This is a genomic window from Arthrobacter sp. MDT2-3, assembly GCF_059090465.1.
In genome coordinates this window covers 26,613-51,380 of record NZ_JBNHFS010000001.1, presented here as the reverse complement: position 1 = coordinate 51,380, position 24,768 = coordinate 26,613, and the positions used below count along the sequence as shown (strand labels likewise).

The 24,768-nt window shown below is 63.5% G+C and carries 19 protein-coding genes; 9 read left to right on the top strand and 10 right to left on the bottom strand.

The annotated features are described in order from the left end of the window. Positions 1 to 226 precede the first annotated feature (226 nt). The 6 genes from AC5RUQ_RS00235 (at position 227) to AC5RUQ_RS00210 (ending at position 9,383) form a co-directional block, all read left to right on the top strand. Complete coding sequence (locus tag AC5RUQ_RS00235) at positions 227 to 3,505, top strand: efflux RND transporter permease subunit (protein WP_493945403.1); 3,279 nt, start codon at positions 227 to 229, stop codon at positions 3,503 to 3,505. Further along, the gene (locus tag AC5RUQ_RS00230) at positions 3,502 to 3,960 is read left to right on the top strand and encodes a hypothetical protein (RefSeq protein ID WP_493945402.1); all 459 of its coding nucleotides are present in this window, start codon (positions 3,502 to 3,504) and stop codon (positions 3,958 to 3,960) included. Before AC5RUQ_RS00235 ends, AC5RUQ_RS00230 begins: the two co-directional genes overlap by 4 nt. Positions 3,961 to 3,966: 6 nt before the next feature. Further along, the gene (locus tag AC5RUQ_RS00225) at positions 3,967 to 7,107 is read left to right on the top strand and encodes an efflux RND transporter permease subunit (protein WP_493945401.1); all 3,141 of its coding nucleotides are present in this window, start codon (positions 3,967 to 3,969) and stop codon (positions 7,105 to 7,107) included. Positions 7,108 to 7,471: 364 nt separating this feature from the next. Next, on the top strand, positions 7,472 to 8,404 hold the full coding sequence (gluQRS, locus tag AC5RUQ_RS00220; protein WP_493945400.1) for a tRNA glutamyl-Q(34) synthetase GluQRS: 933 nt from the start codon (positions 7,472 to 7,474) through the stop codon (positions 8,402 to 8,404). A 64-nt stretch (positions 8,405 to 8,468) separates the two neighbouring features. Next, positions 8,469 to 8,669 carry an AsnC family protein gene (locus AC5RUQ_RS00215; protein ID WP_493945399.1) on the top strand — a complete coding sequence of 67 codons (201 nt, stop codon included), beginning with the start codon at positions 8,469 to 8,471 and terminating at the stop codon, positions 8,667 to 8,669. Positions 8,670 to 8,729: 60 nt separating this feature from the next. Continuing rightward, entirely contained in the window at positions 8,730 to 9,383 is a 654-nt protein-coding gene (locus tag AC5RUQ_RS00210; protein WP_493945398.1) for an HD domain-containing protein, read from the top strand. Here the strand turns inward: AC5RUQ_RS00210 and AC5RUQ_RS00205 are convergent. The 3 genes from AC5RUQ_RS00205 to AC5RUQ_RS00195 form a co-directional block, all read right to left on the bottom strand. Then, the gene (locus AC5RUQ_RS00205; RefSeq protein ID WP_493945397.1) at positions 9,361 to 10,614 is read right to left on the bottom strand and encodes a low temperature requirement protein A; all 1,254 of its coding nucleotides are present in this window, start codon (positions 10,612 to 10,614) and stop codon (positions 9,361 to 9,363) included. The genes AC5RUQ_RS00210 and AC5RUQ_RS00205 overlap by 23 nt on opposite strands. 18 nt (positions 10,615 to 10,632) lie before the next feature. Then, on the bottom strand, positions 10,633 to 11,949 hold the full coding sequence (locus tag AC5RUQ_RS00200; RefSeq protein ID WP_493945396.1) for an ATP-binding protein: 1,317 nt from the start codon (positions 11,947 to 11,949) through the stop codon (positions 10,633 to 10,635). Positions 11,950 to 12,096: 147 nt separating this feature from the next. Then, positions 12,097 to 12,588 carry a universal stress protein gene (locus AC5RUQ_RS00195; RefSeq protein ID WP_493945395.1) on the bottom strand — a complete coding sequence of 164 codons (492 nt, stop codon included), beginning with the start codon at positions 12,586 to 12,588 and terminating at the stop codon, positions 12,097 to 12,099. 151 nt (positions 12,589 to 12,739) lie between these two features. Here AC5RUQ_RS00195 and ggt point away from each other — a divergent pair, with 151 nt between their 5' ends. After that, entirely contained in the window at positions 12,740 to 14,593 is a 1,854-nt protein-coding gene (ggt, locus tag AC5RUQ_RS00190) for a gamma-glutamyltransferase (RefSeq protein WP_493945394.1), read from the top strand. A gap of 90 nt (positions 14,594 to 14,683) precedes the next feature. Here the strand turns inward: ggt and AC5RUQ_RS00185 are convergent, their stop codons facing one another. From AC5RUQ_RS00185 to AC5RUQ_RS00160, 6 genes are all read right to left on the bottom strand, one after another. Next, complete coding sequence (locus tag AC5RUQ_RS00185; protein WP_493945393.1) at positions 14,684 to 16,195, bottom strand: amino acid permease; 1,512 nt, start codon at positions 16,193 to 16,195, stop codon at positions 14,684 to 14,686. Between the two features lie 12 nt (positions 16,196 to 16,207). Then, entirely contained in the window at positions 16,208 to 17,653 is a 1,446-nt protein-coding gene (locus AC5RUQ_RS00180; protein ID WP_493945392.1) for an aspartate ammonia-lyase, read from the bottom strand. Positions 17,654 to 17,660: 7 nt separating this feature from the next. Next, positions 17,661 to 18,716: an asparaginase gene (locus AC5RUQ_RS00175; RefSeq protein ID WP_493945391.1), complete on the bottom strand. Its 1,056-nt coding sequence runs from the start codon at positions 18,714 to 18,716 to the stop codon at positions 17,661 to 17,663. Positions 18,717 to 18,743: 27 nt separating this feature from the next. Continuing rightward, positions 18,744 to 19,451 carry a FadR/GntR family transcriptional regulator gene (locus AC5RUQ_RS00170; protein ID WP_493945390.1) on the bottom strand — a complete coding sequence of 236 codons (708 nt, stop codon included), beginning with the start codon at positions 19,449 to 19,451 and terminating at the stop codon, positions 18,744 to 18,746. A 361-nt stretch (positions 19,452 to 19,812) separates the two neighbouring features. After that, complete coding sequence (locus tag AC5RUQ_RS00165; protein WP_493945389.1) at positions 19,813 to 20,232, bottom strand: PIN domain-containing protein; 420 nt, start codon at positions 20,230 to 20,232, stop codon at positions 19,813 to 19,815. A 698-nt stretch (positions 20,233 to 20,930) separates the two neighbouring features. Further along, complete coding sequence (locus AC5RUQ_RS00160; protein ID WP_493945388.1) at positions 20,931 to 22,067, bottom strand: thermonuclease family protein; 1,137 nt, start codon at positions 22,065 to 22,067, stop codon at positions 20,931 to 20,933. 229 nt (positions 22,068 to 22,296) lie between these two features. On the opposite strand from AC5RUQ_RS00160, the gene AC5RUQ_RS00155 reads away from it, so the two are divergent. Next, the gene (locus AC5RUQ_RS00155) at positions 22,297 to 22,563 is read left to right on the top strand and encodes a helix-turn-helix transcriptional regulator (RefSeq protein WP_493945387.1); all 267 of its coding nucleotides are present in this window, start codon (positions 22,297 to 22,299) and stop codon (positions 22,561 to 22,563) included. Continuing rightward, positions 22,560 to 23,807: a type II toxin-antitoxin system HipA family toxin gene (locus AC5RUQ_RS00150; protein WP_493945386.1), complete on the top strand. Its 1,248-nt coding sequence runs from the start codon at positions 22,560 to 22,562 to the stop codon at positions 23,805 to 23,807. The genes AC5RUQ_RS00155 and AC5RUQ_RS00150 overlap by 4 nt, the downstream gene beginning before the upstream one ends. 18 nt (positions 23,808 to 23,825) lie before the next feature. Here AC5RUQ_RS00150 and AC5RUQ_RS00145 read toward each other — a convergent pair whose 3' ends face one another. Beyond that, a complete protein-coding gene (locus tag AC5RUQ_RS00145; protein ID WP_493945385.1) occupies positions 23,826 to 24,767 on the bottom strand; it encodes a hypothetical protein in 942 nt (313 codons plus the stop codon). Position 24,768 lies beyond the last annotated feature (1 nt).

Below are 24,768 nucleotides of genomic sequence, written 5' to 3'. Positions count from 1 at the left end.
TGCGCGCATCTTTGCGCATCAAGTACACGGTTCCCCTAAATCTTGTTATGCCAAAGTATGCTCCGCTTCGAGCCCCGGGGTATAGGTGAATGACCCCCTTCCTGAGGGTGAAAACCCCCTATTTTGGGGGTTCGCCTAACTAATCTTGGGACTGTTTGCCGGTGCTGCGCAGGGGGAAGCTTAGAGCACTGGCAATGAGGCCACCACCCTGCAGCTTGGATGAGCGATGACCGGTTTGTTTGCACGATGGAGTTTCCAATTCCGGCTGCTGATCCTGGCATTGGCCGCAGGAATAATAGCGATGGGATTCTGGTACTTTCCCAGGTCCTCAGTAGACGCGTTGCCCGAATTCGAGCCTCCCCAAGTTGAGATCCAGACCGAGGCCTTGGGACTGTCCGCCCTTGAAGTCGAACAACTGATAACTTCACCGATGGAAGTGGACCTCCTAAATGGAGTCGCGTATCTGGATGAGATCCGGTCGCAGTCGGTTCCGGGCCTTTCCTCCATCCAGTTGCTCTTCGAGCCGGGGACGGACTTGCCACGGGCGCGCCAACTTGTTGCCGAGCGCCTGGTTCAGGCCCACTCGCTGCCGCGGGTTTCCGCACCTCCCGTCCTGATGCAGCCGAAGTCCTCCACCAGCAGGGTCATGATGGTCCGGCTGTCGTCGTCGGACGTTCCGCTCATCGACATGTCCGTCCTTGCGCGATGGAATATCAGGCCACGCCTGATGGGTGTTCCCGGGGTTGCGAACCTTTCAATCTGGGGCCAGCGTGAGCAGCAGATGCAGGTGGAAGTGGACCCCCAAGCGCTTCAGGCGCGGGGGGTAACACTCAATCAGATCATTCGGACAACGGGCAATGCGGTGTGGGTATCGCCACTGACGTTCCTCGAGGCCTCAACACCGGGAACGGGCGGCTTCCTGGAAACGGATAACCAGCGCATCGGGATCCAGCATGTCCTGCCGATCACCACACCCAGCGACCTGGCGCAGGTCAGCGTCGAAAACGTGACAGGCGCTCCGCTCGTACTTGGCGATGTGGCAACGGTGAAGGAAAACCACCAGCCGCTTATTGGTGACGCAGTGGTGGATGAGGACCCCGCCCTCATGCTGGTCATCGAGAAGTTTCCTGAGGCCAACACGGCTGAAATCACAGCAGCGCTCGAAGCGGCATTGGAGGACTTGAAGCCTGGTCTTTCGGGAATCAACGTGGACACAAGCGTCTACCGGCCTGCAACTTTCCTTGAGTCCGCGGTGCAGAACCTGGGCACGGGCTTCATCGTCGGTTTGTTGCTAGCGGCCCTCCTCCTCGGACTCTTCTTCAAGTCCTGGCGGATGGCCCTTGTGGGTCTAATTGTCCTGACAGTATCCGCGGCGGCAGCTTTGCTCTTGCTGTTCGTGCTCGGCATCGGGCTGAACGTCATGGTCTTCGCCGGGCTGGTTCTGGCTCTGGTCGTGGTTGTGACCGACCTCGTGACTGACCTGAACGGGTTACGCCGGCGGCGGGAGCTTTCCACCCCCGGTTCAGGACGGCGGGCGGCGGCTGCGACTTCCACTGACGTCACGGACGGCGGGAGCATGGACGGCGGCCCGGCGGAGGCAGAGGTGAAGACGGAGCCACGGATGGCACTCATTACTGCCGCCCTCCAGCAGACCCGCAATGCAATCATCTTCGCCGGACTCACCATGGTGCTCGTCCTGCTGCCCGTGCTGTTCCTGACAGGGTTGAACCGGGCCCTTTTTGTTCCCTTGGTCCTGTCCTTCCTGCTGGCGCTCGCGGTCGCCCTGGTCGTTGCATGGCTCCTGACCCCGGCATTGGCCCTCACCTTCATGGGGGGCGAGGAGCGCGCTCCGATGCTCCCGGGCAAAATCAGGGCAGGTATCCGGACAGCATCCGAACGGAGCGCCGCGAAATCCCGGTGGGTGCTGGCGGCAGGTGCTCTGCTCGTAGTAGCTGCGGTAGCGGGGGTTCCGCTCCTGGCTGCCGGGCAGCCCTCGGTAACTGCACTTCAGGACCGGATCCTGCTGGTGGAGTGGGACGGGATGGCAGGGACGTCGAATACCGAAATGAGCCGGATATCCGCACTTGCCAGCAAAGAACTGGAGAACATCCCGGGAGTCGCCAATGTAGGGGGGCACGTGGGCCGTGCCATCACTTCCGACCGGGTAGTGGGGGCAAATTCAGGCGAACTCTGGGTAACCATGGAGGCGGACGCCGACTACGTGAATGTGGCCGAGGCTGTGCAAGAAGTTGCGGCAGGCTACCCAGGGATCAGCGGCAGCGTTGTCACATATGGTCAGAACCGGCTCGATGCGGAACGCAGCCGGTCAGAACATGAGTTCTCGGTCAGGGTCTTCGGGGTCGATCCCCAAGTCCTGCGGGAAACCGCGGAAGACGTCAGGGAGATGATGTCCACCACGCCTGGCCTGGTTGACCCGCAGTTGTCCCTTCCCCAGCTCCAGCCCATCACCGAGATCGAGGTTAACCTGGACAAGGCACAGCAGGCTGGCGTCAAACCAGGTGATGTGCGGCGTGCAGCGGCCACTTTGCTGCAGGGTGTGGACGTCGGCTTCCTTTTCGAGCAGCAGAAGGTCTTCCAAGTGGTGGTCAAGGGAACTCCGGCGACCAACTCGAGCCTCACCAGCATTCAGGAGTTGCTCATTGACAAGCCTGGCGGTGGCCACGTGCGGCTCGGGGAGTTGGCGGATGTCCGCATTGCGCCCAACGAATCGGTGATCACCCACATCGATACCTCCCGCCACATCGACGTGGTAGCCCAAGTGGACGGCAGGTCCACCGGGGACATCACATCAGATGTCAACGCCAAGCTGGCCAACCTTGATTTCCCCATGGAGTATCACGCACAAGTGCCGTCCCAATACTCGGAGCGGCAGGACACTATGCAACTGGTCCTGGCCGTCGCCGGAGCAGCCTTGATCGGCGTCCTGGTCCTCCTCCAGACCGCGCTGGGAAGCTGGCGCGTGGCACTGGTTGTATTCCTTGCACTGCCCCTCGCCCTGGCAGGCGGTGTCTTGGGCGCATTCGTCACAGGCGGGATCGGCTCCCAGGTGACTCTCCTTGCCTTCGCGGCGCTGTTGGCCATGGCCGTGCGTGACTCCATCCTGCTGGTCCGGCGCGCCCAATCGCCGGGCGCTTCCAACACTGCGGCAACTGTAGAGGCGCGGGAGGAGGCCCCCGAACAGGGTGGTTCGCGCTCCTCAATTCTGCAGGCAGCCCAGGAACGCGTGGTCCCGCTCGTGATTGCTGCGGTTATCAGCGCTGCATTCCTGATCCCCTTGGTGGTACTGGGGGGAGTGGTTGGCAGGGAAACTATCCTGCCCTTGGCCGTCGTGGTATGGGGTGGCTTGGTGACACACGCCCTGCTTGTTCTGTTTGTCCTTCCAACCCTCCTGATCCTGTTTGGCACTGGCGCTCCGGAGGATCCCCTGAAGCCACAAGGCCCCACCGACGCCGCGGGGCGCACTGTAAGAACGGAAGTATCATGACGACTGCGAACGTGCCTTGGAAGCGCCACCTGTTCGGTGCCATGGTTATGGCTTGCCTGGTCTGTGGCCCTGTGGCCGCATGCGGGGAAGTGCCTGAGGCGGCGCCGGCAGCAACCGGGCTGGAAGCGGCCACCCTGGAGGAGGTTGACGGCCAGGAAGTCAGCCGCATCACCTTGACGGAGAAAGCTGCAGAACGGCTGGGGGTGGCAACAGGCACGGTGGAAACCGTCGAGGGTAAACTCCAGGTTCCCTACTCGGCCCTGATCTATGACGCCACTGGCGGCACCTGGGTCTACACCAACCCGGAGCCGCTGGTGTTTGTCCGGGCCCCCGTGGCGGTTGAACGGATCGAGGCTCCCGCCGTGAAGTTGGCCAGCGGGCCCCAGCCTGGCACCAGGATTGTAACGGTAGGCGCAGCCGAACTCCTGGGTGCTGAACTGGATACGGCGCACTGACCAGCTATGCGCAAGCTTATTGCTTTCAGTCTCAAGTTCCGCTCGGTGGTGGTAGCGCTCGCCGTCGGAATCATGATGGTTGGTGCCGTCCAGATCAGTTCAGCTTCGGTGGACGTGTTTCCCGAGTTCGCACCGCCCCGGGTGGAAATCCAGACAGCAGCCCTGGGCCTGACGGCCGCGGAAGTGGAGGAGCTGGTCACGGTTCCGCTTGAGGACGCGCTCAACGGCTTGGAGGGGCTGGACGAGCTGCGGTCAAAGTCGGTTTCCCAGCTGTCCTCAGTTCTGATGATTTTCGATCCCGGTACGGATCTGCTGAAGGCGCGGCAGCTGGTTTCGGAAAGAGTCGCAACGGTCACTCCGACGCTGCCCAGCTGGGCAACGCCACCGGTGATGCTGCAGCCCTTGTCCTCCACGAGCCGGGTCATGAAGATCGGCTTGTCCTCGGACGAGCTGAGCTTGATCGAAATGTCCATGTTGACCCACTACAAGCTGCGGGCACACCTGCTCTCCGTTCCGGGGGTGGCCAACGTTGCCATCTGGGGTGAACGGAAGGAAACGCTCCAGGTGCGCGTTAGGCCTGACCGGCTGCTGGCCGAAAAGGTCTCCCTGGAACAGGTGATGTCAACCACCAATGACGCCATGCACGCCGGACTGCTCAAGCACTCATCCGGCAACATGGTAGGCACGGGCGGTTTTGTAGACACCCCGAACCAGCGCCTTGGCATTTCACACGTCCTGCCCATCCGCACTCCTGAGGATCTCGCCAAGATCACTATCCTGGAACGCGACGGGAACCCCCTGCGGCTGGGCGACGTGGCCGACGTCGTGATGGACCATAACCCCCTGATTGGTGACGCCGTCATCAATGACGGCGAAGGCCTGATGCTCATCGTGGAGAAGCTGCCGTGGGGCAACACCCTGGAAGTAACCAGGGGAGTGGAGGAGGCGCTGGAGCAGATGGCTCCGGCATTGTCGGGAATCGACGTCGACACCGCCATTTTCAGGCCGGCCACCTTCATAGAACAGTCGCTCGAAAACCTGAGCCTGGCTCTGCTGCTGGGAATCGTGCTGGTTATGATGGTGCTGGGGGCCTTCCTTTTCCAGTGGCGGACGGCCCTCATCAGCCTGATTGCCATTCCCTTGTCCCTCATCACAGCAGGCGTGGTCATCATGATGACCGGCAGCACGGTGAACACCATGGTGCTGGCCGGTCTGGTCATCGCTGTCGGCGTTGTGGTGGATGACGCCATCATCGATATCGAAAACATCATTCGCCGGTTGAGGCAGCATCGGGAAAGCGGGAGCGGCCAATCCACCGCATCCGTTGTGCTTGAGGCTTCCATGGAGGTCCGCGGGCCAATCGTGTACGCCACCCTCATCATTGTGGTGGCCGCGGTGCCCATCTTCTTCCTTGAAGGCCTAACCGGGGCTTTCTTCCGTCCACTGGCCAGCGCTTATACATTGGCAGTTTTCGCCTCCATGTTGGTGGCGCTCACGGTCACTCCAGCCCTTGCGCTCATCTTCCTACGCAAGGCTCCGCTGGATCCGCGGGACCCGCCATTGGTCCGGGTCCTCAAGCGCGGCTACCACAAGGTCATGTCCCGGGTTATCCGGCGCCCAGGGCCTGGCTATCTCGCTTTTACCGCCCTGACTCTCTCCGGCGTCCTGGTGGCCCCGTTGCTGGGCCAGGCACTGTTGCCTTCGTTCAAGGAACGCGACTTCCTCATGCACTGGGTGACCCAACCGGGCACGTCGCTGGCCGAGGAGGTCCGCATCAGCGAACGGGCCTGCAGGGAGTTGCTGGCGGTAGAGGGAGTCCTGAACTGCGGCGCCCACATCGGGCAGGCGCTGGCGGCAGATGAGGTGGTGGGGGTGAACTTCGGTGAGAACTGGATCAGCGTGGATCCCGCGGCCGACTACGACAAGACCCTGGCCGCCGTGCAGGAAGTGGTGGACGGATATCCCGGGATTCACCGCGACGTGCAGACCTACTTGAAGGAGCGGATCCGTGAGGTCCTCACCGGCGAAGGCGACGCGGTCGTGGTCCGGGTTTACGGCGATGACCTGGAAACCCTGCGCGAGCTGGCCAAGGAAGTCGAGGAGGTGATGGGTGGCATAGACGAGGCCGTCGAGGAGCACATATCGCTGCAGGTGGATATTCCGCAGGTGGACGTCGAGGTCAACCTCGAGGCGGCAAAGCGTCATGGCATTAAGCCCGGCGACGTCCGGCGGGCTGCGGCAGCGATGGTCGCCAGCGAGGAAGTGGGCGACCTGTGGCGGGAGGGCAAGGTCTTCGACGTCCGTATCTGGAGTCCCCCGGAGACCCGCTCAGATGTAACCAGTCTCGGCAACCTGCCCATCGATACTCCATCCGGAGTGCCGATCCGGCTCGCCGAGGTGGCGGACGTAAGGGTTAACGCAACTCCGGGCGTTATTGACCGGAACAACAACTCCCGCAGGATCGATATCAGCGCCAATGCGGCATCCGATGGTGAACTGGGTGCCTTGGTGACGAAACTGCAGGAAGAGCTCGCCGAGGTGGAATTCCCCGCCGGCTACCACGCCGAGGTCCTTGGGGAGTTCGCGGAACGCGAAGCCGCCACCCGCCAGCTCCTGACCTTTGCCGCGGCTGCTCTCCTGGTCATTTTCCTGCTGCTCCAGGCATCATTTGGCAGCTGGCGGTTGGCTGCGTTGATCATGTTTACACTCCCTGTGGCGCTCGTCGGCGGAATGTTCGCGGCCTATCTGAGCGGCGGCGTTCTCTCGCTCGGCTCGATCGTAGGGTTCCTGACGGTTCTGGGCATCGCGGCACGCAACGGCATCCTCCTCATCAGCCATTGCCAGCACCTTGAAAAATACGAAAATGAGAAGTTCGGGCCCGAGCTGGTGCTGCGGGGTGCGGGGGAACGGCTCTCTCCCATCCTGATGACGACGCTCGCCACCGGGCTGGCGCTGGTGCCGCTGATCATGATGGGCACTATCCCAGGCCATGAAATCGAACATCCCATGGCTGTAGTCATTGTCGGCGGACTGGTGTCCTCAACGCTCCTCAACCTTTTCATCCTGCCGTCCCTGTACCTGCGTTTCGGGAAACGGCGGACCAAGGCCGAGCCACCCGCTGCCCCGGTGCCCGCACCGGTGGGATAGGCCGTTGGACAGAAATGGAAGCATATCGATCAATTCGCATCCTGCATGCCGTGAGCCATTGGTCAAATTGACCAACGAGAACAGTGCCTGTTGGTCCTCCCTGCCTGTTTTATGCTCAAATAGTGGCAACGAAGGCAAAAGCTACCGCTGATTCCCTCAGGCTTACAGGTTCCCGGCACACCACCCGGAAACTGGACACCGCTTCCCGCAAGGAAGCCGCCGCTGATTGACACTTGTTCACACCTCGGTCATTCTGCAAACACTGCAAGAGCCCCTGAGCTACCGACGTCGGTTCTTCCGAAGTCAGTAGCTGAGGGGCTCTTGTGCTGTCCCGGCACATTTCCTTCCCGCATAGGGTTGACCCATGACCTCCGCAGGCCGCTTTGCCCCCAGTCCCTCCGGTGACCTCCATGTAGGGAATCTTCGGACGGCAATCCTTGCCTGGCTGTTCGCCCGGTCCACGGGCCGGAAGTTCCTGCTCCGGGTGGAAGATCTTGACCGCGCACGGGCCGGAGCCGAAGCTGGGCAGTTGCGGGACCTGGCGGCCATTGGTGTTAGTTGGGACGGCGAGGTGGTTCGCCAGACTGCGCGCGGCCCGCTCTACGCCGCCGCGGTTTCGCGGTTGGAGGCTGCCGGACTGACGTACGAGTGCTTCTGCACGCGGCGTGAAATCCAGGAGGCACCGTCCGCTCCGCACGCGCCGCAGGGTGCGTATCCGGGGACCTGCCGGCATCTGGACCCCGCAGAGCTTGAGTTCAAGCGCTCGACGCGGCCCGCTGCCATCCGGCTGCGCGCCGAGGTCGCGCACTACAGCGTCCGCGACCTGCTTCACGGCACCTACACCGGCATGGTGGATGACTTCGTGCTGCGGCGCAACGACGGTGTGACGGCCTACAACCTCGCAGTGGTGGTGGACGACGCTGAGCAGGGCATCGATCAGGTGGTCCGCGGCGACGATCTCCTCCCGTCCACTCCGCGTCAGGCGTTCCTCGCAGCGCTCCTGAATATTCCATCTCCGGAATATGTGCATGTTCCGTTGGTGGTGAATGCAGCCGGCGTCCGGCTGGCAAAGCGGGACGGTGCGGTGACGCTCCAGGATCTGGCAGGTGCGGGGAGCCCCGCCGCTGCCGTGCGGGACCGGCTGCTCGAGTCGCTGGGACTGCCTGCCGGTCCGCTTGAGAAGGCCCTGCGGGCCTTCGACCCGTCCGCCCTGCCGCTGGAACCGTGGGTGTGGAGGGGGATGGACGTTACGGGCCTCGAGCCTCGGCTTCATCAGGACGCTGCGTGCACCGACTGATCGTCAGCTTTAGTTGACACCCGATTGAGCGTCAACTAATGTTGACGCAATGGAGGTGGATCGCATGAAGACCCTTGTGGGATCAATGGATGGAATGGGGCCGGCAGAGGCCCTGCACGCCGTCGCTGAACTGCAGAAGGAAGTGAGCCGGACAGAGTCCTCGCTTGTCCGGAGCGCAAGGCAGGCCGGATTGTCCTGGGAAGCCATTGCGCAGTGCCTGGGGGTGAGCAAGCAGGCGGTTCATCGGAAGTACGGCAAGCAGTAGGCGCGCAGGCCGGTTTCCGCCGGTTCAGCCCAAGCCGCCTCTTCAGCCTAGGCTTAGGTCATGTCAGACCAGCATGCCGCGGAGCAGAGCCCGGCGCCCAGATTCACGGTTGAGACCGCCAAGGTACTCGCCGAGGTGGCCCACAACCGGCAGAAGGACAAGCTGAAGCGCCCGTACCGGGAACATGTCCTCGCCGTTGGCGATGCCCTCGCCGATTTCGATGACGATATCCGGATCGCCGGGTACCTGCACGACATCGCCGAAGACACTCCAATGACCCGCCAGGCGCTGCTGGACATGGGCGTGTCCGAGCGGGCTGTGGAAATTATCGAACGCGTCACCAAACGGCTGCACGAAAACCCGGACGACTACGAGGCCGGGATCCGCGAAATCGCTGAAGACCATGATGCTGCGTTGGTCAAGATCGCCGACAACGCCCACAACTCACTGCCCGAGAGGGTTCAGGCGTTGGCGGAGAAATGGCCGGACAAACCGCCTGTCACCAAGTACCGCGATGCCCGTCCCGTACTGTACGCCGCCGTCGAGGTGGAGGAGGTCCGGAAGATCCTTGCACGGGTCAACCCGTGGCTGCTGGAAGAGCTGGACAACCAGCTGGACGAGGCAGACACCACCGACTACGAGAACCTGTCCTACGGGGAACCGGATGCCGCCGGTGGCGCGGGCCTGGATGCTAGGACGGCCGGGGAGCAGTAGCCTCGAGCTTTTCCAGGGCGTGATGCAGTCGGTCGGAACCGCGGCGCTCATCGACGACGATCGACATGCCGAGCGCCAGCACGATTACCAGCATGCAGGCCGGGACCGAAACTCCGGCTGCCGCCATGCCGACTGATGCGGCCAGGGCCGCCAGCACGCCTGCTGCCACGATGATGACTGTCCGGTCCGGGCCCACCATCACGCTGTACAGCCAGGTCAGCGAACCCTTGAACAGTGCCACCGGAACCGCGATGCTGGCCACAGCAACTGCGCCGCTGATGTGTGCCTCGTGGTCGATGAAGTACGCCGCCACGTGCAGCCCGGCGCCGGTGGCGGCAATCGCGGCGAAAATAGGGATGTGGCCGTAGCCGAACAGGAAAGACCGGTGGCGCCGCAGGTGCAACGCGCGTCCGGTGGGAAGCATGAAGTAAATCCACCACATACCGAAAGCCAAGGCTGTGCCGCCAAAGCCAACCAGTGCGGCGTCCACGCTCCAGCCGTGGTTGGCCACGATGGCGCGGAGCGTCTCGATCGCACCGATGAGGCATTCACCCAAAGCGATGATGGCCAGCAGCCCGTACCGCTCGGCAATATGGTGGGCATGCCACGGGGTCCGCGCTTTGCGTTCGGCGGCGTACGGGGTGGCCATCTCCAGGACGATCAAGGGCACAATCATGAAGAATGTGGTGGGAACGTCCGCCTCGACGATCAGTACCGCAATCCAACCGAGCTGCACCACCGCAAGGTATTTGGCGTAGCGCAGGCATGTCTCGCGGCGGGCAGGATCCTGCCTGGCTGCGCGAAGCCATTGGGCAACCAGTGCCAGCCGCATGATCACGTAGCCGCCCACGATCACCGCGTTGTCCACATGTTTTCCCTCCACCAGCGAATGGAACATGGGCTCGATTCCCATGGCAAGGATCAGGACGCCAACGATCTGGATCAACGTGACCACGCGGAAGATCCAGTCATCGGTGTCGTAGGCGCTGGCGAACCACGTGAAGTTAATCCATGCCCAGATGACGGCGAACATCGCGAAGGAGAACCCCATCAGCCCGGCAACGATGTGTGCTTCGGCGATTTCATGGGCGAACTGGCTGCCGGCAACGCCGAAGGCGATTACGAAGGTCAGGTCGAAAAAGAGTTCAAGCGGTGTGGCGGCTCGGTGCTTTTCATGCGGATCGCGGCCGCCCATGCGCGCCATTGCATGCCGGAGGGGGTTGGAGGACATGCATCAAACGTTACTGCCTTACACGCGGCCCAGGGCGTCGATGTCCTCCAGGAAGTCCTGGTGCACTTCGGCACTGACCGTGGTGCGGGTGTCACCAATTGCGTCCAGGTAGTCCTGGGTGGAGGGCCCCTTCCGCACCGCCTCCCGGACGGAAAGTGCGCCGCCGGAAGCGAGCCCGCCGTCGTCGTACACTGCCTTTTCCAGCGCACGCTGGGAGGCGCTGCGGGCGGCGTACTCGATGTCGGCGGGAGAAAAGCCCTCGGTTTTGTCCACCAGCAGTTCCACGTCCACGTCATCCACCACCGGGGCGGGGATGAACCGCTGCCACATGGCCTCGCGGGCCTGCCGGTCGGGAAGGCCGATGGGGATGACGTAGTCGAACCGGCCGTGGCGCAGAAACGCGGAATCCAGGGCGCGGATGAAGTTCGTGGCGCACACCAGCAGCCGGCCCGGCTGTTCACGGAACGCCGGGATGATCTTGAGCAGCTCGTTGGTAACCCCCTGCAGCGGCGACGGCGGCTCGCCCGAGCGCTGGGACGCGATCTCCTCCACCTCGTCGATGAACACCACGGCGTGCTCCAGTTCGGCGATCTCCAGAAAGGTCTCGCGCAGGGCGCCGGCCAGGCCCTGCGGGTCTGCGGCCAGCCGGGAGGGGAACACCTCAACGAAGGGCCATTCCAGGCGGGAGGCGATGGCCTTGGCGAAGGTGGTTTTGCCGGTGCCGGGCGGGCCGAAGAGCACCACGGCACGGGGCGGGACGACGCCGAATTCGTCCGCGAGGTCGGCCTCGGCCAGGGGGAGGACCAGGCGGCGTTCCAGCAGTTCCTTTTCCTTGCGCATGCCGGCCACGTTTTCCCACAGGTCGCGGGCCAGGACTCGGCCGCCGAGCTGGCCCAGCGCGCCGAGCTCCTGCCGCTGGACGGGGATGGTCCGCTCGAAGTAGCGCAGGTTTTTCTTGAGAGCGAACCCGCGGCCCAGGAAGGCCTCCACACGGGTTTCCGATTCGGGCATGAGCGCCGAGAGTTTGTTCAGCCCATGCGGCGCCATCCGGCTTTCGACGGCGGCCAGCAGCGAGGTGCCGATCCCGCGGCCACGGTATTCGGGCAGCGTGGCCAGGAAAACGATCCAGCCCTGGTCGTGGGCGGCGCGTCCGACGGCGGCCCCCACCACCTGCTCGCCCTGCACCGCCACCACGGCATGGTCCTTTTCACACGATGCGAGGACCTCGGACAGTGCGTACACGGGTTCGACGTTGTGGGATTTGAGGGTCTCCCAGAGGTGCAGGATCCCGTCGAGGTCGGCCGAGTGGAAATCCCTGATCCGCCAGTTGGTCATACTGTCTCCCGGTTGGTTCGTCGTTGAACTGCTCCTTACGCCACCCCCGCGGGCGCCGGCGCCAAGGGGCACTCTGCTGAGCATAGGGGATCGGCCCCCGGCCCGGAGTCGCCGGGGCGTTGCGTTACGCCAGGAAGGTTCGGGCGGCTAGAGCTTCGCGGCGCCCTTGTCCTTGGAGCCTCTCCAGAGATGGTGGTGGCGGTGGCTGCTGTCGGCATGCACCACCAGGACCGGGCAGGCGGCGTGCGAAACGCATGCTGAGCTCACTGACCCAAGGTGCATGCCAATGAAGCCGCCGTGCCCGCGGCGGCCCACCACCAGGAGTGCGGCGTCAGCGCCGGCTTCCACCAGTTTCGCCGGCGCCGGGCCGCGGACTATGGCCTGGGTAATCTCCACGGGGGCATCCGGCCCGAACGCTTTGCCGAGAGCCTCGGCCAAGGTCTGCCTTGCGGCTCCTTCAAAGGCGTCGAAGTCGGGCGGAACGTAGCCAGCGTAGATCTGGGGGAAATCCCAGCAAGCCACCGCATGGATCCGCGCGTCGAGTGCAGGCGCCAGCTTGGCCGCCAACCGCAGGGCCTGCACGGAGGAATCAGAACCGTCCACACCTACAACAATCTTTGCTTCCGGATTGTTCAACACGGTCCTCCTCGCAAGCCGTTGAAACGGCAGGATGGGGCGAGGATAAACCCGGGTTTGGCGTGCGTCAAGAGGGGTAGTCGCAGCCGTTGAGAGTAGATGGTGCGAGGAGTAGCGTGTGATTCACCTCACTCGAACCCATTCAGGAGCAACCATGCCACATCTGGGACGCCGGGGAGCTGCCATTACGGCGGCGCTGGCGATGAGCGTGACGACTGGAGTATTGGTAAGCCCGGCCTCTGCCCATTCATGGGAGGCCGACGACTCCGAAAAGGCCCCTGTCGCCAAGGGGTACGGCGGAGCCGTCAGCACCGTTGACCTGGACGCCTCCGCGGCGGCCATCGAAGTCCTTCGCAAGGGCGGCAACGCAGTTGACGCCGCTGTCGCCGCGGCAGCCACCCTCGGCGTAACCGAGCCCTACAGCGCCGGCATCGGCGGCGGTGGCTACTTTGTGTTCTATGACGCGGACACAGGCAGGGTCAAAACCATTGATGGCCGGGAAACCGCCCCTCAAGCGATGCCTCGGGACGCCTTCATCAACCCCGCCACCGGGACGCCTTATGACTTCAAGAAGCAGGCAACCAGTGGAATCTCGGTCGGCGTGCCGGGTACACCGGCAACCTGGGAACGGGCGCTGGACCGCTGGGGCAGCATGAGCCTCAGGGAAGCCTTGGAGCCTGCCATTGACGTGGCGGAGGATGGCTTCCTGGTGGATGAAACCTTCCGCCTCCAGACGCTGGAGAACAGGGAGCGCTTCCTGCCATTCGAGGCGACGAGGGAGCTTTTCCTGCCCGGCCCGGATAACGATGCACCTGCAGTCGGAGCCGTTTTCAAGAACGAGGATATAGCCGAGACATACCGCCTCCTCGGGCACAAGGGTGTCGACGAGTTCTATGAGGGCCCGCTGGCGGAAGAGATCGTGTCCACGGTGCGCAATGCCCCCAGCACTCCGGGCCAGACTGCGTTGCCCGGACCTGCGGGCGTCATGACCACCGAGGACCTGGACGACTACAAGGCCCTTGACCAGGACCCCACCCACATTGAGTACCGCGGGTATGACGTCTATGGCATGGCGCCTTCGAGCAGCGGCGGCACTACCGTAGGCGAGGCGCTGAACATCCTTGAGGTGTTTGACCTGCCGTCCCTTCGGGAGGACAAGCCAAAGGTCCTTCATCACTACCTTGAGGCCAGCGCGCTCGCGTTTGCCGACCGTGGAAAGTACGTGGGCGACCCGGCATTCGTGGATGTCCCCACGGAGGAATTGTTGGACCCGGTGTTCGGAAAAGAACGGTCCTGCGCCATTGACCTCCATCGGGCGGCCACAAAGCCTGTGGCTGCAGGGGACGCGGGGTCATACGACGGCGTGTGCCCGGCAAGGCCGGCAGCGCTTACTGACGCCTCGGATACGGAAAACATCAACACCACCAACCTCACGGTTTCGGACAAGTGGGGCAACGTGGTGGAGTACACGCTCACCATCGAGCAGACCGGCGGTTCCGGCATTGTGGTTCCAGGCCGCGGCTTCATACTGAACAATGAGCTGACGGACTTCTCACCGGTGTACAGCGAAACCGACCCCAACCGTATCGAGCCGGGCAAGCGGCCGCGTTCGTCCATGTCGCCCACCATCGTGCTCGAGGACGGCGAACCGTTCCTGGCGCTTGGTTCCCCGGGCGGTTCAACCATCATCACCACCGTCCTGCAGACGCTGATTAACCGTATCGACCTGGGCATGAGCCTTGAGGACGCCTTGGCGGCTCCCCGCGCCTCACAGCGCAACACCGCAAACGTAACCGCTGAGCAGGCGTTCATCGACGCGCCGTACGGCAAGGACCTCGCCACACGGTACGGCCACAATTTCGCCGCTGCGGGTACGCCGGGTACTTCCGCAGCCGAAATCGGCGCAGCTACTGCCATCGAGTTCCTCGATGACAACAAGGTCATTGCTGTGGCCGAACCGGCCAGGCGTGGCGGTGGTTCGGCGATGGTGGTAAAACCATCCCACTAAGCGGGAGTTGAACAACAACGTACGACGGCGGCACCCCAGCTTCTCGAATTCGAGAACCTGGGGTGCCGCCGTCGTACGCCGTAGAGGGGATTACTTCTTGAAGGTGTCCGCCGGTGGGTTGGCGATCACGGGGGCGGTGCCGGTGTAGCCGTCACGGGTTTCGGCGATTTCGCGGATGCGTTTGCGGCAGGCGTACCAGCCGAAGACCATCAGGATGGAGGCGATGGCGGTGACGAGCATGGTGAGGGGGGATTCGATGAAGACCATGATCAGCACGCCTGCGAGGAAGAGGAGGGAGAGGTAGCCGGTGTAGGGGGCGCCAAACATGCGGAAGGAGGGGCGTTTGAGCCAGCCTTTGTTGGCCCAGCGGTGGAGTTGGATCTGGCATAGGACGATGGTGGCCCAGGTCATGATGATGCCGACGGAGGCGACGTTGAGGACGATTTCGAAGGCGTCGGCCGGGACGAGGTAGTTCAGCGGGACGCCCAGGAGGGAGACGCCGGCGGTGATGGCGATGCCGCCGTAGGGGACGCCGGCTTTGTTCATGCGGGAGGCGAATTTGGGGGCGGAGCCGTTGACGGACATGGAGCGCAGGATCCGGCCGGTGGAGTAGAGCCCGGCGTTGAGGGAGGACAAGGCGGCGGTGAGGACGACGAGGTTCATGATGACGTCCACGCCCTGGATGCCGATGGAGCCGAAGAAGGTCACGAAGGGGCTGACGCCTTTTTCGTAGGAGGTGTAGGGCAGCAGCAGGGCCAGGAGGATCACGGAGCCGACGTAGAACACCGCGATGCGGAAGACCACGGAGTTGATGGCTTTGGGCATGATTTTTTCGGGGTTTTCGGTTTCGCCGGCGGCGGTGCCAACGAGTTCGATGGAGGCGTAGGCGAACAGGACGCCCTGCATGAGGATGATCATGGGCAGCAGGCCGTTGGGGAAGATCCCGCCGTTATCGGAGATGAGGCTGAAGCCGACCTGCTGGCCGTCCACGGGGGTGCCGAAGATGACGAAGTAGGTGCCCACGATGAGGAACACGACCAGGGCTGCGACCTTGATCAGGGCGAACCAGAATTCCATTTCGCCAAAGACCTTGACCGAGACCAGGTTCAGGGCCAGGACCACGACCAGGGCGATCAGGGCCCAGGCCCATTGCGGGACCGCTGCCATCCAGGGAATGTAGTTGCCGAAGAAGTTCATGTACAGGGCCGCGGCGGTGATGTCCACGATGGTGGTGGTGGCCCAGTTGATCCAGTAGAACCAGCCGGAAACGAAGGCTGCTTTTTCGCCAAAGAATTCCCGGGCGTAGGAGACAAATGAACCCGAGGAAGGGCGGTGAAGGACCAGTTCGCCCAGGGCGCGCAGGATCAGGAACGCGAAGAACCCGCAGACGGCGTACGCGATAACCAGGGACGGGCCCGCGGCGTTGAGCCGGCCGCCGGCGCCCAGGAACAGGCCGGTACCGATCGCACCGCCGATCGCGATCATTTGGATCTGCCGCGGCTTGAGGTTCTTGTGATAACCCTTGTCCTCGGCATGCAACGCCGACTCAGAAGCATGCGCCTGTGGCGGGACGGTGTGGTCTGTGATGGGGGGATTAGTCATGGGGATGTCCTTTTAAGATGCCGTTTGATTTGGGGCCGGGACCGGTTTGCTGAGGTTGGCGAGGCGTTCGGGGCTGAGGAGTTCCTGCAGTTGGGTGCTGGTGAGGAGTCCGTGTTCGAGGACGAGCTCGGCCACGCCCTTGCCGGTGGCCAGTGCTTCCTGCGCGATGGCTGTTGCGGTGGCGTAGCCCAGGTGGGGATTCAGGGCTGTGACAAGGCCGATGGACTGTTCCACGGTGAGGCGGAGGTGTTCCGTATTGGCAGTGATACCCCGGATGCAACGGGCCGTGAGGGTGCGGCACGCGGCTTCGAGGTGAGAGATGCTCTTGTGGAGGCTGTGGACGATGACGGGTTCGAAGGCGTTGAGCTGGAGCTGACCGGCTTCGGCGGCCATTGTGATGGTGACGTCGTTGCCGATGACTTCATAGGCAACCTGGGAGACCACTTCCGGGATCACCGGGTTGATCTTGCCGGGCATGATGGAGGAACCGGACTGCACGGCCGGGAGGTTGATCTCGCCGAAACCGGCGCGCGGGCCGGAGGAGAGCAGGCGGAGGTCGTTGCAGATCTTGGAGAGCTTCACGGCCACGCGCTTCAGCACTCCCGAGAGGTGGACGAAGGCGCCCACGTCCTGCGTTGCTTCGATGAGGTCCGGGGCGGTGACCAGCGGGAGGCCGGTGATGCCGGCGAGGTGCCGGCAGGCTGCCTCGGCATAGCCCAGGGGTGCGTTCAGGCCAGTGCCGATCGCAGTGGCGCCGAGGTTGATTTCGTGGATCAGCAGGTCGGCTTCGGCAAGACGGAGCCGGTCCTCGCCGATGGTGATGGCGTAGGTACCGAATTCCTGGCCCAGGGTCATCGGCACGGCGTCCTGCAGCTGGGTGCGGCCCATCTTGACCACCGTGCGGAACTCCAGCGCCTTAGATGCGCAGGCTTCCTCGAGTTCGGCCAAGGCGTCCAGCAGCTCCCGGGCAGCAAAGATGGTGCCCAGCTTTACTGCCGTCGGGTAGACGTCATTCGTGGACTGGGACAGGTTGACGTGGTCGTTGGGGTGCAGGCGGGCGTAGTCGCCTTTGGGGTGACCGAGGATTTCCAAGGCACGGTTGGCGATGACCTCGTTGGCGTTCATGTTCGAGGACGTTCCGGCGCCGCCCTGGATGACGTCCACCACGAACTGGTCGGCAAGCCGGCCGTCCAGGATGTCCTGGCACGCCCGCTCGATGGCGTCGGAACGTTCAGCGTCCAGCAGCCCGAGCTCCCGGTTGGTGCGGGCCGCCGCAAGCTTGACTGCTGCCAGGCCCCGGACCAGGTGCATGTTGGATGAGAGCTTCTGGCCGGTAATGGGGAAGTTCTCCACGGCCCTGAGGGTGTGCACGCCCCAGTAGGCATCGGCGGGGACGTCGCGATCTCCGAGCAGGTCGTGTTCCGACCGGACGGGCGCGGCAGTGTTGATCGTGGTCATGGGGTCCTTACAGGGCTTCGTTGACGGGTATGGACATTGTTGATGTGGGCAGGAAGTCGGCGGCCTGCAGCAGGCCCACCTGGTGGCCGCCGCCGAGAACGGGTGCGGTTGCGATTGATGAGAGCGGCGTGGTGTCCACGCCCAGCGCGTCGAGGAGCTTGACCGTGGCAGGCATCCTGGCGCGGTCGCCGCCGTCGGCAATCTTCACGGCAACGGCGGCACCGTCCGGCAGGCCCACCAGCTGCACGCCTTCGAAGCCGTCCTTGGCCACGGAGCCCGGGAGCAGGCGCATCAGCGCGGTGACGTCCCGGCCTTCCCCGGCCACCATGTCCGGGTGACCCTGCATGGCGAGCCCGACGGCGGCTTCCGCGCTTTGCGAAGCCGGCCCGCCGTCGTCGTCCGCGGCAGCCTTCGCAATCACACCGAAGGCACGGGCCATGCCTCGCAGGGTGAGGGCAAACAGCGGGGTGCCGCAGCCGTCGGTGCTGGCGGCGAGTGGTGTCTCTATGGTCAGGTCCAGGACGGTCCTGGCAACCAACTGCTGCAGCGGGTGGGACGGGTCCAGGTAACCCTTGACCGGCCAGCCATTGATGGTGCAGGTGGCAACCATTGCGGCATGCTTGCCCGAGCAGTTTTGGGTGAGCTGGGTGGAGCGGCCGCCGTTGCGCAGCCACTCCTCCCGCTCACCCGCACCGTAGGGGAGGTCCCTGCTGTTTTCGAAGTCGCTGACGCTCAGCCCGTATTGTTCGAGGATCCGCAGGGCTCCCTGGCGGTGCTTTGCGCCGCCGGAGTGGCTTGCCGCGGCCAGGGCGAGCAGATCAGCCGGCAGCTCGAGGCCGGCGCGCACCATGGCTACGGCCTGAAGCGGCTTGAGGGAGGACCGGGGATAAAACGGCGCCAGGGGAGCACCCGCGGCCGCCACTGTTGTGCCGTCAGCTTCGAGTGCGATAGCTGACCCGTAGTGGACGCTCTCCACCAGTCCGTCGCGGGTGGCAGTAACCAGCGGCGTGTGCTGCGGGAGGGCGGCAGCACTGAGGGCAGGTGAAAGTGCAGGGGAGAGCATGGATTCCTTGGCTGGGTTTGGCTGGGGCTAGCTGTTCAGGATGGATTCGAGGGCAACACCGACAGCGTGCAAGTGGTGTGCCATGGCCTCGCGGGCTTCCTCGGCCGAGCCTGCCTCGATTGCGGCCAGGATGTGCTGGTGTTCGATGTCTGAGGCGTGCTGCCGGTCCGCCACCATGTTCAGGGTCTCGGACTGGTGGGCCAGAGCGCCACGGATGTCCGCCACCACGCTGGCGAATACCTTGTTGCCGCTGGCACGGGCGATGGCAGCATGGAAGCTCGAGTCCAGGGAAACCCAGGACTCGGGGTCGGTTTCGGTGGCCATGGCGGCGACGATGTGGCGAAGAGTTTCCAGCTCTTCGTCGCTGCGGCGTTCCGCGGCCAGTCCGGCTGCGGGTACTTCGATGTGCGGGCGCGCTTCGGTGAGGTCCCGGGCTGAGTACTGGCCCAAGGTGAGATCGTTGGCCACTTTGTTGGCGACGACGAACGTCCCCTTGCCCGTTTTGGTGACGGTGAGGCCAAGGGCAGTGCAGGAGCGGAGCGCCTCCCGGATGACTGACCGGCTTACCCCGTACTGCTGGGAAAGCGTGGCCTCCGAGCTCAGTTTGGCACCCACCGCCAGCCGTCCCGACTCGATGTCCTGCCGGATCGCATTGAACACCGCTTCGGCAGCACTAAGCCGGGCGAGCGGAAGGGCCGCAGGCTGTCCTGCTGTCCGGCTGTCTGACAGGTTCACGCCTTAAATATGGCAGGGGTCACAGCTGCTGTCAATGCGGGGCGGCTAACTGACGCGTACGCGGTCTTCGATCGTGCGGAGGATTCCAGTTTCACAACTTTGTCCTCGCCGGACAGCACGTGGGCCCGGACGGGTGCGAGCTCGTTGTGCAGCGAGACGGTACGCCGCTTGCCCGTGCCTGCCAGCCGCCATGACCATCAGGGCCATGCGCTCGTATCCGTTCTCGTAGGCTTCAGCGACGGCGTTTGCTCCGACTCGCCTCATTTGAAGATCCTAGGTGGTGTTTGGAAGGGTTTGAGGGCGTCCTGTATTTACGGGAACAGATCTGGCTGTAGTGTGAATACACCCCGAGATGCTTCGGCTACTGGTTCGAAGGCTCGAGTGATCGGGGCCTTCGGAATTTAAGCGCCACTTCGATGGCCGATGTACTTTCCCTTTGCCATCGATGGATGACTTCTGGCAACTGGCAGGCAGCAAGCGCCGCAACTGTGATCTGTCGGTGAATGGAGGGGTTGGTCTGCTTGAGTTCGTTGCTGGAGCGTTTAGGTTCCATAGGCGATAACAGGCCCGTAGCCCGATGAAGGTCATCGGAGACCATCCGCATGGGCATGACCAAGTCGGAGTCGTTAGTGGATACAACGTACACATCCGCCTCATCCTTAAATGCGTCGAGCAGCAAGTAGCTGGCCAACGCAACGTCGGAACCTTTCTCTTCCGTTTTCTTGACTTTGGCCGTGACTGGATTTCCGTCTGAATCGAACTCTGTCGGATGGACGGGCATGATCCTCGGGTCGATGCGAAACTTCCCAAGATGGACCGAAGTCCGTGGCAGTGTAGCCAAGGCGCGCAGATAGGCCTGATGACGCTGGGGCGATTGGGGTCCGCGCAGGGCAGCGGCTTGATGATCCCTGTGAAGTAGCGGACCCGGTTTATCTCGTAGTCGGGAAGGACGTACTCGGCTAACGCTTCCAGATCCAGCCATTTGTCTTGAGGATGGCGTGGAGCAGCCTTCGGTACAGGTTGAATCCGTCGATGTAGAGATTTGCGGTCGGTTTACTCAAAGTAGTCCTCGTCCAGCTCCGGCCTCGTCGTAGCTCTGCTTCACCTGCACGCCTACACGGTACTTGATCTTGAGCGTAACCAGGCGGGCGGAGTCGATCAGGATGATCCGGGAGGAAACGTTCTCGGCGAATGACGGGCTCCGGACGTGAAGGTGAATCTACCTCGGTTACCGCGCACATCTTCTTGCGCGCGGCCCGAACCCCGGCTCGATGCTGTCGATAGGGTTCAAATTCCCGCAATTGAGCACCAAAAGGCCATCGCCGGAGGCGTGGACGACGGCATTCTGCAGGTCGCCCGGAGCATTTGAGGAACGCCGCAAGAGCGCCCACTCGGACGATCAAGCGACGTCCTGATTCGACAATTACAACAGCGGATCCGAAGAGCATCCGAGCTCTCGGACCCGCTGTCGTTGGGCGTCTAGCAGGGGCTCCAGGTCTTCCCGCCCGGTGCGTAACACCTGGGACCTGTGTACTTGGAAGGTGCCGGTGGTACATACGGGGCAGGAGCCGGTGGGACATACGGCCTGGGAGCCGGGGCTACGTACGGCGCCGGTGCGGGCAGCCTGCGAAGCCGCTCTGCTTCAGCAGCGGCCTGCCGGGCGGCTTCGTCCGCTGCTGCCTTTGCGGCGGCTGCGGCTTCGTCGGCAGCCTTCTTCTCGGCAGCTGCACGTTCTTCAGCGGCCTTCTTTTCGGCGGCGGCGCGAGCTTCGGCAGCCAGGCGTTCCTCTTCGGCCTTCTTTTCAGCTGCAACCAAGTTTGTCTGGAGGGACATGAATTCGTCCCGCTTCTTTTCACCCACCGAGATCCTGCTGTCGAGGGTAGACAGGGCGGCCGTCGTGGCGGCTGCTGAAAGCCCGGCCCAATAGATAGCCCTGTTTGCGTCCTTGGTCGCAGCAAAGACTGCCCGTAGCGACTTGGCGGTTGCCAGTTCCGTCACGAGCACCGCGGCGGCCGCGCCGGCGGCGGCCGAAGTGGTTGCAGGCGCAGCACCGGCAGCTTCTTCAAGCGCCTGCGCAGTTTGGGCGAGCTGCCCGGGCAATGTGCAATTGATGGTCTCCGAGAAGAGCCCGGTCTTTTCGGTCCGGGCTTCCTCGTAAGCTTCTTCCACCGGCGGCAGGAACCTGACGTTCCCGTCATACTGGACCGGTATGCCCAGTCCCTCACGTGCGATCTCTGCATTGACGAGACTGCCGTCAGGAGCGAATACGCCTGCGAGGGTGCGGCCAAAGCGGTCGTGCCGCTTCTTGTCGAACTCAAGGCGCACGGAGGTGCCCGGCGGAAGGACGCTGGCAAGGTAATCAGTAGCCTGCGGCCCGAGGCATTCGACCGGCTGGTTCGGGTCCTTAGTTTCTGGAGTGTCCACGTTCAGCAAACGGATTGTGTGATCCGCGTTGTTGATCGACACCACTAGGGTGTCACCGTCCACGATTCTGACGACCGTGCCGTTATCAGCGTTGGCTGCCGCGCTTACTGCAACCGAGCCGGCAACCAGGCCGGCCGCTGCAACTGACGCAATGATGAGATTTTTGATCGAGGTCCCCCCTTTGATTGACACATCAGAAATCTGCGGCACTCTGCTTGACCTCGACGAACCCTGAAGCTTTCTTTTAATGCTGTGCGCTACCCCTCAGCTTTAGCTCAAGTTTGGCTCAAGGTTGCCGGAGTCTTCGCGACATAAGCGGGAACGGCACGTTTGTACCGGTTTTCTCTTTTCTCCGGGTCGCCTCGCGACTAGGCTTCCCTAATACAGCAATAACCGGCACGAGCGTACCCATAGGACTGTCATGGACTTGGCATTTACAGACTCCCTGGCTAACGAAGTGCGCTCACGCCGCATCATCCTTGGCCTCACCCAGCGGGACTTGGCCGACATGGCCGGTGTCTCCGAACGGTTCATCCGTTTCGTGGAACAGAGGAAGCCCAGTATCCAGCTGGACTCGCTGATCGCGGTCCTCGACACTTTGGGGCTTGAGCTGCACATCGCCACCCGGACCAGCCACGCCGCCCGCGCCCAGGCAGGTGCGGGAAGCGCTGAAGGCACAACATCGTGAGGCACCGCGTCGCCGACATCTATAAGGCGGGGGTCCTCGCCGCCCGGCTTGAACGGCACGACGGCGGTACCAGGTTCAGCTACCTGGCAAGCTACCTCAGCGCCGGTGGACCCGCCGTCGCCACCTCCCTGCCGCTGGCGAGCGGACCTGTGCTGTCCAGTGCAGGGGCCGCTCCGCCCTATTTCACCGGGCTGCTGCCTGAGGGCCGCCGCCTCAACGCCCTGCGTCGATCCATCAAAACCAGCGCGGACGACGACCTGTCCCTTTTGATCGCGGCCGGCGGCAACCCGGTGGGAGACGTCCAGATCGTCGGCCACGGGGAACCCTTGAACCCTGATGATCACGCGGTCCGCCTGGATCCACGCAGGCCTGTCGATTTCGATCAGTTGCTCGGCGACCCTGACCTGATTGATCCGGTAGCCCTGGCCGGTGTCCAGGACAAGTTGTCCGCCGGAATGATTTCCGTGCCGGTGGCCAGCACCGGGCGCCAGTTCATCCTGAAGCTCAACGCGCCGGAGTTTCCGCATGTAGTGGAGAACGAGTACGTCATGTTCCGCTACGCCGCCAGGCTTCGAATTCCGCTGAGCCGCGTCCGGCTGATCCGGGATGTTGCCGGGCGGCCGGGGCTGTTGGTGGAGCGTTTCGACCGCGTGCCGCTCCCGGAGGCAGGGTCCGATAATGTGCGGCGCCTCGCTGTGGAGGACGGGGCGCAGGTGCTGAAGCTCTACCCGGCGGACAAGTACAACGTGGGGTATGGCCAGGTGTGCCGTGCGCTAGCGGACTACTGCTCAGCACCGCTTCCAGCGCTTCGAAACCTGGCGATCCAGGCGGCGTATGCCTGGTTGACCGGCAACGGGGACTTGCATGCGAAGAACGTTTCGATGGTCCAGCAGCCCCACGGAGAATGGGTCATCGCGCCGGTGTACGACATCCCCTCCACGGTGGTTTACGGCGACAAAACCCTGGCCTTGGCCATGGACGGGAAGAGGACCGGGATTTCGCGCCGCCACTTCCTGGGCTGGGCCACAGAACTGGGACTCACAGACCGGGCGGCTGCCCAGGTTCTGGAGATTGCGCTAAAGGCGTCTGGCCCGCTGATCCAGGATCTGGAGGCCGGGACGGCCTTCCGTGCCCTAAAGGGGCCCGGCCAAAAAGGTAACGACGACGGCGGCCCGTTTCCCGGCATGGTCACCAGGGCGTGGGTCAAGGAGTTGAAGCACCGCCGGAGGTTGATGGAAGGCTAGGCCGGGCTGCGCATGCCCTCATGGACCCTCGTACCAGCGCAGTATGCGAAGAGCGCGGAGGGTGTTCCATCGGCTTGGTTGTCCGTCGCCGTCCTCCAGTGGGAAGTGGACCTTGCCGGGGTGGGTGTTTTCCAGCAGCCACCTGCCGTCCGGTTGTTCCTTTGACCGCAGCACCTCCACCGCCTCTTCGAGGCGTTCATCGCGGGCGCCGCCGGCGGCACGGAAATAGTCCAGCCCGCGAAGGACGTCGTAGAACCAGCGGGTGGGGTAGGAGAACTGAAGCCAGTCCCGGCTAATAAGCTCGCCGCTGGACTCCCGCCTCAGCAGCCGGCGATTCAGGAGATACTCCTCGGCGCGGTGCCGCGCCTCCCGCGATTCAACGGTGCCTCCAGTGCTCCGTTCGTGCTCGAGAAGTCCGTCCAGCACGCAGATGGTGGTGTGGAAGGAGGAGCGGGTGGAGCCTCTCTCCGCCTCGCAGTTCCAGCCGCCGTCAGCCAGTTGTTCGCGGGTCAGCCGCTCCACCACTGCGTGCACGTTCTCTCCGAAGTATGCCCCGAGTGCCACGGTCATCCCATTGATGCACGGTTCCACTTCGCCGTCGAAGAAGCGCTGGTTGCCTTCCTCCCAGCGGCAGTTCGCGCGGACCAGCGCGATAGCTTGCCGGGCTTCCCGGCTGGAGGGGTCCAGGCCGAAGTCGCGCAGGAGAAGCAGGCTGTAGGTGGTGGCCGTCCAGGGCTGACCATCGGGGTCGTCGTCGTAGGCGGGCCAGTAGGTACCGCCCGCCCACTGCCCGTCCGTGTCCTGCAGGGCGAGGAGCCTGGCGCCCCAGCCCTGGTTTGCCAACCGCTCTCGTTCGGCCTGAACCTCCTGAGGCGACGCGTCGGTGAGGTCGCGCAGGACCTGCCAGCGAATGGCGGGGTCGGAGTCGAGCAGCCAGTCGAGCACGTCCGGTCGCGTCACT